Genomic DNA, 11,383 nt, shown 5'->3' on the forward strand with positions numbered 1-11,383 from the left:
AGATTACGGTCGGCACTGCTCTGACGCCGGGTTCGGGAACTCCGGCGCCGGTGTCAGGGACCGTGTGACTGTGCTGTTCCGGCAGCTGTGCCGATTCCGTTCAGGCAATTCCGAGATCCTGGTCGAGCATGTCGAAGAGTTCGTCGTCGGTCGCCGAGTCGAGCTTGTCGACGAGGCTGCCGCCCTGGCCGTCGTCCGGGGCGGCCGGGCCGCCCGCCGGGTCCTCGGCGTCGCCGTACTTCGCCAGCAGGTCCCGCAGCCGGGCCACCACTCCGGTGCGCCCGATCTCCGCCCAGTCCATGCCGGCGAGTCCGGCTTCCAGCCGGTCGAGTTCGACGGAGACCGGGACCCGGGCCGTCGCGTCGTCCGTCAGCAGGGTGCCGTGCAGGTGCTGGGCGAGCGCCAGCGGGGTCGGGTAGTCGAAGACCAGGGTGGCGGTGAGCCGCAGCCCGGTGGCGGTGTTGATCCGGTTGCGCAGTTCGACCGCGGTGAGCGAGTCGAACCCGAAGTCCTTGAAGGACTTCTCCGCCTCGATCGCCCCGCCGGTGGCGTGCCCCAGGACGGCGGCCACATGGCCGCGCACCGTCTCCAGCAGCAGGCGTTCGCGGTCCGGGCCGGAGACCTCCGCCAGCCGCTTGCGCAGCGCGGCGGCCGCGTCCGCGTCGGTGCCGGGGCCGGAGTCACCGGCGGACCGGCGGACCGGGACCCGGACCAGCTCCCGGAACAGGTGCGGTACCGGCCGGCCCTGTTCCCGGGCGGCGGTGCGGAGTGCGGCGGTGTCCAGGCGGACCGGGACCACGACCGGCTCGTCCCCGGCACACCCCGCGTCGAACAGGGCCAGCCCCTGGGCGGTGGACAGACCGGTGATCCCGGCCCGCCCCATCCGCCGCACATCAGCCTCGGCCAGCCCACCGGTCATCCCACCGGCCTGCTCCCACAACCCCCACGCCAACGACACCGCCGGCAACCCCGCACCACGCCGGTAGACCGCCAGCGCGTCCAGGAACGCGTTCGCCGCCGCGTAGTTCGCCTGCCCCGCACCCCCCAGCGTCCCCGACACCGACGAGAACAACACGAACGCCGACAACGGCAGACCCGCAGTCAGCTCATGCAGGTTCACCGCCGCGTCCACCTTCGGACGCAGCACCGCATCCAGCCGCTCCGGCGTCAGCGACTCCACCACACCGTCATCCAGCACACCCGCCGCATGCACCACACCCGTCAGCGGATACTCCGCCGGCACCCCCGCGATCACCGCCGCCAGCGCACCCCGGTCCGCCACATCACACGCCGCCCAGGTCACCGACGCACCCAGCGCCTCCAACTCCCCGGACAACTCCACCGCACCCGGCGCACCCCCACCACGACGACCCACCAGCAACAGACGCCGCACCCCACACTCGGCCACCAGATGCCGCGCCACCACACCACCCAGCGCACCACCCGCACCCGTCACCAGCACCGTCCCCTCCGACCCCCAGAGGGCCGGGCGGTCCTGCGGGCCGCCGCTCCGGATCCGGTGCAGACGCGGCACCAGCACGGCGCCGGAACGCAGGGCCAGCTGCGGCTCGTCGGACGCCACGGCGGCCGGCAGTGCCGCCGGCGACGCGGGCCGGTCGTCCATGTCGACCAGCACGAACCGGTCCGGGTGCTCGGCCTGCGCGGACCGCAGCAGCCCCCACACCGCCGCGGACGCCAGGTCGCGCACCGGCTCGCCCGCACCGGCCGCCACCGCGCCCCGGGTGATGAGCACCAGCCGCGAGCCGGCGGTCCGCTCGTCCGCGAGCCACTGCCGGACCAGGCTGAGCGCCCGGCCCGTCGCGGCCCGCACGGCGGCGGCGTCGGTCCCGGCCTCAGCGGTCAGCGGGACGGCCACCAGCTCCGGCAGCGGCTGCCCGGCCGCGGCCAGCTCGGCCAGCCCCGGCGCCGAGACCACCTCCGGCGCACCGGCGCCGCGCAGCGCTTCTGCCAGTTCCGTGGCAAAGGCGGCGGCACCGTCGTCCAGTACCGCCCAACGGGCCGCGGCCACCGGCCCGGTGGCCGGCGCGCCGATCCACTCCACCCGGAACACGGACTCGTCCGCGCCGCCCCGGGCCCCGTCGATCTGCGCCCGCGACACGGGGCGCGCCACCAGCGCGTCGACCGTCACCACCGGCCGGCCGGCCTCGTCGGACACCAGCACCGCGACACCGTCGGCACCGGCCGACGACAGCCGCACCCGGACCACCGATGCCCCGGTGGCCTGCAACGACACCCCGCTCCACGCGAACGGCAGGCGGACCTGCCCGCTGCCGGAGCCGTCAGCCGCAGCGGAGGCGGCGGAGGCGGCGGACAAGTCGGAGGCGGCGGACGCGTCCGGCGCCGGGGCCACCGCGGCCTCGGAACCGGTGTCCTGCCCGGCGGCAGACCGGAAGCCCGCCGCGTGCAGCGCCGCGTCCAGCAGTGCCGGGTGCACCCCGAATCCGGCGGCGGCCCGCGGCTCATCGTCGGGCAGCGCGACCTCGGCGAACACCTCGTCGCCGCGCCGCCAGGCCGCCCGCACGCCCTGGAACACCGGCCCGTAGCCGAGGCCGCCCAGCGCGAAGCGCTCGTACATGTCCTCGGTACCGACTCGCTCGGCCCCGGCGGGCGGCCACGCGGCCAGCTCGGCCGCGCCGGCCGCCAGGGCGGGCTCGGCCGTCTCCACGGCGAGCGAGCCGGTGGCGTGCCGGATCCAGGGCTGCTCGGAGTCCTCGGCCTCCTCCCGGCGGGAGTACACGTTCACCGGCCGCCCGCCGTCCGCCTCCGGACCGCCGACAACCAGCCGCAGCTGAACGGCGCCGCTCTCCGGCAGCACGAGGGGCGCCTCCAGCACCAGTTCCTCGAGCCGTCCGCTCCCGACCCGCTCCCCCGCGAACAGCGCGAGATCCACATAGGCGGTGCCAGGCAGCACCGGTGCGTCGAGTACGGCGTGGTCGGCGAGCCAGGGGTGGGTCCGCAGGGACAGCCGCCCGGTGAACAACCAGCCGTCCGACTCCGGCAGCGCCACCGCCGCACCCAGCAACGGATGCCCGGCCGCACCGATCCCCACCGACGCCACATCCCCGGCCACCGGCACCGACTCCAACCAGTACCGCTCCCGCTGGAACGCATACGTCGGCAGATCCACCCGACGCCCCACCACCCCGGACGCGGTCAGCAACCGCGACCAGTCAAGCCCCGCACCCCGCACGAAGATCTCCGCCAACGCCTCCGCCAGCGAACCCGCCTCCGCACGGTCCTTCCGCAGTACCGGCGCGAACACCGCCTCCGGCACCGACTCCTGGCCCATCGCCGACAGCACACCGTCCGGACCCAGCTCCAGGAACGTCACCACCCCGGCCGCGTCCAGCGCCTCCACACCCTGCGCGAACCGCACCGCCTCCCGCACATGCCGCACCCAGTACCCCGGCGAGCACAGCTCCTCCGCCGACGCGACCTGGCCGGTCACGTTGGATACGACCGGGATGGAGGGTTCGGCATACGTCAGGCTCTGGGCGATCTGCTCGAACTCGGCCAGCATCGGCTCCATCAACGGCGAGTGGAACGCATGCGACACCCGCAGCCGACGCGTCTTCACCCCCCGAGCCGACAGCGCCTCCGCGACCTCCACCACAGCCGCCTCGACACCCGACAGCACCACGGACGCCGGGCCGTTGACGGCCGCGACCCCCACCAGGTCCTCACGGCCGGCCAGCAGCCCCCGGACCTCTTCCTCCGTGGTGTTCACCGCGATCATCGCGCCACCAGTGGGCAGGGCCTGCATCAGCCGGCCACGCGCCGCGACCAGCGCACACGCGTCATCCAGCGACCACACCCCCGCCACATACGCCGCCGCCAGCTCACCGATGGAATGCCCGCCCACGAAGTCCGGCACCACACCGAAGGACTCCACCAACCGGAACAACGCCACCTCGACCGCGAACAGCGCACACTGCGTGAACACCGTCTGATCCAGCAACCCCGCATCCGCAGAACCGGACTCGGACTCGGACTCGGCGAAGACCACCTCACGCAACGGCCGGTCCAACACCGCATCGAAACGGGCGCACACCGCGTCGAAAGCATCCGCGAACACCGGATAGGCCGCATACAGCTCCCGGCCCATCCCGGCCCGCTGCGAGCCCTGGCCGGAGAACAGCACCGCGGACTTGCCCGGCACCACCGAACCCAGCACCACACCCGGCACCGGCTCACCCGACACCACACCCGAAAGCCCCGACACAAACCCCTCGCGGCCATCAGCCAGCACCACGGCCCGGTGCTCCAACACCGACCGCGACGTCACCAGCGAGAAGGCCACATCCCCCACCGGCACCTGCTCACCGGAGACGAACGACCGCAACCGCTCCGCCTGCGCCCGAAGCGCCGGCCCGGTCTTCGCCGACACCACCCACGGCACCACCACACCCGCCGCAGGCGCCGCCTCAGCCGACTCGGCCTCCACCGGCACCGGCTCCACCGGCGCCTGCTCCAGCACCACATGCGCATTGGTGCCACTGGCGCCGAAGGAGGACACGCCGGCACGACGCGGGCGGCCGGTCTCCGGCCACGCGATGGATTCCTGGAGGAGCTGAACGGCCCCGGCCGACCAGTCGACATGGGTACTGGGCCGGTCGATGTGGAGGGTCTGCGGCAGTACGCCGTGCCGCATCGCCAGCACCATCTTCATCACACCGGCCACACCGGCCGCGGCCTGGGTGTGTCCGATGTTGGACTTGGCCGAGCCCAGCCACAGCGGCTCGTCGCCGGACCGCTCCTGGCCGTAGGTGGCCAGCAGCGCCTGCGCCTCGATCGGGTCGCCCAGCGTGGTACCCGTGCCGTGCGCCTCGACGGCGTCCACCTCGGCCGCCGACAGACCCGCACTGGCCAGCGCCTGCCGGATCACCCGCTGCTGCGACGGACCGTTCGGCGCCGTCAGACCATTGCTCGCGCCGTCCTGGTTGATCGCCGAACCGCGCACCACGGCCAGTACCGGGTGCCCGTTGCGGCGCGCGTCCGACAGCCGCTCCAGCAGCAGCACGCCGACGCCCTCGGAGAAGCCGGTGCCGTCCGCCGCGTCCGCGAACGCCTTGCAGCGCGCGTCCGGGGACAGCCCGCGCTGCCGGCTGAACTCCACGAACAGGCCGGGGGTGGACATGACGGTGACGCCGCCCGCCAGGGCCAGGGAGCACTCGCCCTGCCGCAGCGCCTGGGCCGCCAGGTGCAGCGCCACCAGCGACGACGAGCACGCGGTGTCCACCGTCATGGCCGGTCCCTCGAACCCGAAGGTGTAGGAGACCCGGCCGGAGGCGACACTGCCCGCTGTTCCGTTGCCGATGTATCCCTCGACGTCTTCGGGTGCGGTGTGCAGGCCAGAGGCGTAGTCGTGGTGCATGACGCCGGCGAAGACACCGGTCTGGCTGCCGCGCACGCTCTCCGGGTCGATCCCGGCCCGCTCCAGCGCCTCCCAGCTGGTCTCCAGCAGCAGCCGCTGCTGCGGATCCATCGCCACCGCCTCACGCGGCGAGATACCGAAGAACGCCGGGTCGAACTCACCCGCGTCGTAGAGGAAACCACCCTCCCGGGCGTAGGTGGTGCCCCGGTGGTCGGGGTCGGGGTGGTGCAGGGTGTCGAGGTCCCAGCCACGGTCCTCCGGGAAGCCGGACATGGCGTCGCCGCCCCGGGCGAGGAGCTGCCAGAGGTCCTCGGGGGTGCGGACGCCGCCGGGGTAGCGGCAGCTCATGCCGACGATCGCGATCGGATCGTCGCCGTGCACGACCACCGGAGCGGTTGCCGACGGACCGGGGCCCCGCTCCCCGTCCACGACGAGTTCGGCACGCAGGTGCCGGGCGAGCGCCGAGGGCGTCGGGTAGTCGAAGACGAGGGTGGCGGGAAGCCGCAGCCCGGTGGCCGCGTTGAGCCGGTTGCGCAGCTCGACGGCGGTCAGCGAGTCGAAGCCCAGCTCCTTGAAGGCCCGGGCCGGGTCGACGGTGTCGGTGCTGCCGTAGCCGAGGACGGCCGCGACCCCGGTGGTCACCAGGTCGAGGAGGGCACGCTCCCGCTCGGTCTCGGTCAGGCCCGCCAGCCGCCGCTTCAGTTCGCTGTCGGCACCGGCGTCGCCGCTCCGCGCGGTCCGGCGGGTGGCGGTGGGGACGAGCTTGCGCAGCAGGGGCGGCACCGGGCCGGTCCCGCCACGCAGCGCCGCCGGGTCCAGCTTGGCGGGTACCAGGAGGGCCCGGCCGTCCGTGGCCGCCGCGTCGAGGAGTTCCAGGCCGAGTTCGGAGGAGAGCGGCAGGACTCCGCCGCGGGACATGCGGTTCATGTCGGTGTCGCCCAGGTGCCCGGTCATCTCACTGCGCTGGGCCCAGAAACCCCACGCCAACGACACACCCGCCAGACCCCGAGCCCGCCGGTAGGACGCCAACCCGTCCAGGAACGCGTTCGCCGCCGCGTAGTTCCCCTGCCCCGCCGCACCGAACGTCGCCGCCGCCGACGAGAACAACACGAACGCCGACAGACCCAACCCCGCCGTCAACTCATGCAAGTTCACCGCCGCGTCCACCTTCGGACGCAACACCGCATCCACCCGCTCCGGCGTCAACGACTCCACCACACCGTCATCCAGCACACCCGCCGTATGCACCACACCCGCCAGCGGATACTCCGCCGGAACCCCCGCCAGCACCCCGGCCAGAGCCTCCCGGTCAGCGACGTCACACGCCGCCACCGACACCCACTCCGCACCCAGACCCAGCAGCTCCGACTCCAGCTCCACCATCCCCGCCGCAGCCCGCCCACGACGACTCACCAGCAACAACCGCCGCGCACCATGCACCACCACCAGATGCCGCGCCACCAGACCACCCAGCACCCCACTCGCACCCGTCACCAGCACCGTGCCGTTCGGGTCCGGGAGGAGGGGGCCGGGCTCCGGGGCGGCCGGTACCCGGGTCAGGCGCGGTGCGCGGATGACGCCGGCCCGCACCGCGAGCTGCGGTTCGTCGGATTCGCCGGTCGCGAGCAGCGCCGCGAGGGCGGTGGTGGAGGAGGTCTCACCGTCCACGTCGGCCAGGACGAACCGGCCCGGGTGCTCGGTCTGGGCGGAGCGCACCAGGCCCCACAGCGCGGACGACGCGGGGTCGGTCACCTGCTCGTCGGGGCCGGCCGCCACCGCTCCGCGGGTCACCAGGACCAGCCGGGAGCCGGCCGTCCGCTCGTCGGCCAGCCAGCTCTGCAGCAGGGTCAGCGCACGGTGGGCCGCCTCCCGGGTGGCGGCGGGCAGGTCGCCGTCGGCGGACGGGCCGGAGGCCGGCCCGAAGGGGGCGATGACCAGGTCCGGCACGGTCCCGGTGCCCGGTCCGGCGGGGGTGTCGGCTCCGGTCGGCGGCAGGCCGGCGGTGAGCGACGGCAGGTCCGGATGGGCGGCGACGGTGTGTCCGGCGGCCGTCAGGCCGGTGGCGAGGCCGAACGAGTCCGCGCCGGCGATCGCCCAGCGCGGGGCCGGGGCCGCGGGCGCCGGTGCGCCCCGGTCGGCGCCGGACGGCGCCGGAACGGTCACCCAGTCCAGCCCGAAGAGCGCGTCGTGGGCGGCCCGGCGGCCGGCCGGCCGCATGCTGTCGACGGGGCGCGCGACCAGTGAGTCGACGGAGACCACGGGAGCCCCCGAGCCGTCGGCGACCAGCACCGACAGGCCCTCGCTGCCGGTACGGGTCAGTCGTACGCGCAGGCGGTCGGCGCCGGTGGCGTGGAGCGTCACGCCGCTCCAGGCGAAGGGCAGCCGGGCGGCCTCCGGGGTGGCGGCCGTGGCTCCTTCGGCTCCGGCCATGTGCAGCGCGGCGTCCAGCAGGGCGGGGTGCACCCCGTAGCGTGCGGCCTCGCTCCGCTGGGCGTCCGGCAGGGCGACCTCGGCGAAGATCTCGGTACCGCGGCGCCAGGCGGCGCGCAGGCCCTGGAACACCGGCCCGTACTCCAGGCCGATCGCGGCGAGCCGGTCGTAGAGGCCCTCGATGCCGACGGGTTCGGCGCCGGCGGGCGGCCACACGGTGAGCGCCGCGGCGTCCGCGGGGACACCGGTGGCCGGGGAGCCGGTGGTCAGGGTGCCGGTGGCATGCCGGGTCCAGCTCTGGTCGGCCGGGCCGTCGGTGGCGTCGGGACGGGAGTAGACGGTCAGGGCCCGGTGGCCCGCGGCGTCCGGTCCCTCCACCACGAGCTGCACCTGGACGGCGCCCTGCTCGGGCAGTACCAGGGGCGCTTCCAGGGTGAGTTCCGCCAGCCGGTCGCAGCCCACCTGGTCACCGGCGCGGATGGCCAGCTCGACCAGGGCGGTGCCGGGCACGAAGACACTGCCCAGCACGGCGTGATCGGCGAGCCAGGGGTGGCTGCGCAGGGACAGCCGGCCGGTGAGGACGAGTCCGTCGCTGTCCGCCAGGGACACCACCGCGCCGAGCAGCGGGTGGTCGGCGGCGCCCAGTCCGGCCGAGGCGACGTCGGCCACCGCCGAGGCGGTGGGCTTGACCCAGAAACTCTGCCGCTGGAAGGGGTAGGTGGGGAGGGGCGGGAGGGCGTGGGCGGCCCGGCCGGTGCCGTCCCCGAAGACGGTCTGCCAGCTCACCGGCGCCCCGGCCGTGTGGGCCTCGGCGAGTGAGGTCAGGAACCGGTCCAGCCCGCCCTCGTCGCGGCGGAGGGTGCCGATGGCGGCGGCCGGGACGTCGGCGTCCTCGGCGGTCTGCTCGATCCCCATGGTCAGCACCGGATGGGCACTGGCCTCGACGAACATCTGGTGCCCGGAGTCGAGCAGCAGGCGGACGGTCTCGTCGAAGCGGACGGTCTGCCGCAGGTTGCGGTACCAGTAACCGGCGTCCAGCCCGGCGGTGTCGACCTCCTCGGCGGTCACCGTGGAGTAGAACGGAACATCCGACGACCGAGGAGTGATCCCGGCGAGCGCGCCGGTCACCTCCTCCTCGATCCGCTCCACATGCGCCGAATGCGAGGCGTAGTCCACCGGCACCCGCCGCGCCCGCACACCCTCGCCCTCACACTCCGCGAGCAGCTCCTCCAACGCCTCCGGATCACCGGACACCACCACCGACGACGGCCCGTTCACCGCCGCGACGGATATCCGCCCCTCCCAGCGCTCCAGCCGGGCGGTGACGTCGGACTGCGACAGGGACACCGACACCATGCCGCCCAGACCCGACAACGCCAGCAGCGCCCGGCTCCGCAGCGCCACCACCCGCGCCGCGTCCTCCAAGGACAACGCACCCGCCACCGCCGCAGCCGCGATCTCACCCTGCGAATGACCGATCACCGCAGCCGGCACCACACCATACGAACGCCACAACTCCGCCAGCGACACCATCACCGCCCACAACGCGGGCTGCACCACATCCACCCGCTCCAACGACGCCGCACCCGGCACCCCACGCAACACATCCACCAACGACCAGTCGATGAACGGCGCCAGCGCCGCAGCACACGCCTCGACCCGCTCCGCGAACACCGGCGAAGCATCCAGCAGACCCGCGGCCATCCCCACCCACTGCGAACCCTGACCGGGGAAGACGAACACGGTGCGGTGTCCGCTGCCGGGACCGGCGTCGCCGCGGACCAGGCCGGGGGCGTCCCGGCCCTCGGCGAGTGCTTGCAAGGCAGCGAGGTGGCCGTCCCGGTCGGAGGCGACGGCCGCCGCCCGGTGCTCGAAGACGGTTCGGGTCGTGGCGAGCGCGGAGCCGACGTCCTGGGCGGACAGCTCCGGATGCCGGGCCAGGTGGGCCAGCAGCCGCTCGGCCTGGGCGCGCAGCGCCGCCTCGGACCTGCCGGAGAGGATCCACGGCAGCGGCCCGGTAAGGGCCGGAGAAGCGGTTCCGGGGGCGGCGGTGGGCGAGGCGGGTCCGGCGGCCTCGGTGGTGGCCGGGGCACCGGACGCCTCGGTGCCGCCGTCGGTTTCCTCGGCGGCCGGGGCCTGTTCCAGGACCACGTGCGCGTTGGTGCCGCTGACCCCGAACGCGGACACCCCGGCCCGGCGGGGCTCGTCACGCTCCGGCCATGCCTCGGCCTCGGTGAGCAGCCGCACCGCGCCCGCCGTCCAGTCCACGTGCGGCGTCGCCGCGTCCACGTGCAGCGACTGCGGCAGCACACCGTGCTGCATGGCGAGGACCATCTTGATGACGCCGGCTACACCTGCGGCGGCCTGGGTGTGCCCGATGTTGGACTTGATGGAGCCCAGCCGCAGCGGCCGGTCCTCGGGCCGGTCCTGGCCGTAGGTGGCGAGCAGCGCCTGCGCCTCGATGGGGTCGCCCAGCGTGGTGCCGGTGCCGTGCGCCTCCACCGCGTCCACGTCACCGGCCGTCAGCCGGGCGTTGGCCAGCGCCTGGAGGATGACGCGCTGCTGGGAGAGCCCGTTGGGGACGGTCAGGCCGCTGCTCGCGCCGTCCTGGTTGACGGCCGAGCCGCGGACCACCGCGAGCACCGGGTGGCCGTTGCGGCGGGCGTCGGACAGCCGCTCCAGCAGCAGGACGCCGGCGCCCTCGCCCCAGCCGGTGCCGTCGGCGGCGGCCGCGAACGGCTTGCAGCGGCCGTCCGGCGCCAGCCCGCGCTGCCGGCTGAACTCCACGAACAGACCGGGGGTGGACATGACGGTGACACCGCCCGCCAGGGCCAGCGAGCACTCGCCCTGCCGCAGCGCCTGCACCGCCAGGTGGAGGGCGACCAGCGACGACGAGCAGGCCGTGTCCACCGTCACGGCCGGGCCCTCGAGCCCGTAGGTGTAGGAGAGCCGGCCGGAGACGACGCTGGCCGCACTGCTGGTGGCGAGGTAGCCCTCGACGCCCTCGGGCGCCTGCCGCAGGGCGACGGCGTAGTCCTGGCCGTTGGTGCCCATGAACACGCCGGCCTTGCTGCCGCGCAGCGCGGCCGGGGTGATCCCGGCCCGTTCCAGGGTTTCCCAACTGGTCTCCAGCAGCAGCCGCTGCTGCGGGTCCATGGCCAGGGCCTCGCGCGGCGAGATGCCGAAGAACGACGGGTCGAACTCGCTCGCGTCGTGGAGGAAGCCGCCCTCCCGCACATAGGAGGTGCCCGTGCTGTCGGGGTCGGCGTCGTACAGCGCGTCGAGGTCCCAGCCGCGGTCGTCCGGGAATCCGGAGACCGCGTCCGTGCCGCGCGACAGCAGGTCCCAGAGCGCTTCCGGGGACTGCGCGCCACCGGGGAAGCGGCAGCTCATCGCCACGATGGCGATGGGCTCCCGGGCCTTCTCCTCGACGTCACGCAGCCGGCGCTGGGTCTGGCGGAGATCCCCCATGACCCGCTTCAGATAATCGACAAGCTTCTCTTCGTTCGACATCAGCGCCGCCCCCTCGAAGAAACCAGACACGGAGAAACCAGACAG

At 74.2% G+C, this 11,383-nt stretch carries 1 protein-coding gene; it reads right to left on the bottom strand.

Annotation, left to right across the window (positions count from 1 at the left end; translation table 11 throughout):
* Nucleotides 1-100: 100 nt before the first annotated feature.
* A complete protein-coding gene (locus tag ACH4B3_RS12375) occupies nt 101-11,368 on the bottom strand; it encodes an SDR family NAD(P)-dependent oxidoreductase (protein WP_398462738.1) in 11,268 nt (3,755 codons plus the stop codon).
* Nucleotides 11,369-11,383: the final 15 nt, after the last annotated feature.

The organism is Streptomyces sp. NPDC018031 (assembly GCF_044327625.1).
GTDB lineage: Bacteria > Actinomycetota > Actinomycetes > Streptomycetales > Streptomycetaceae > Streptomyces.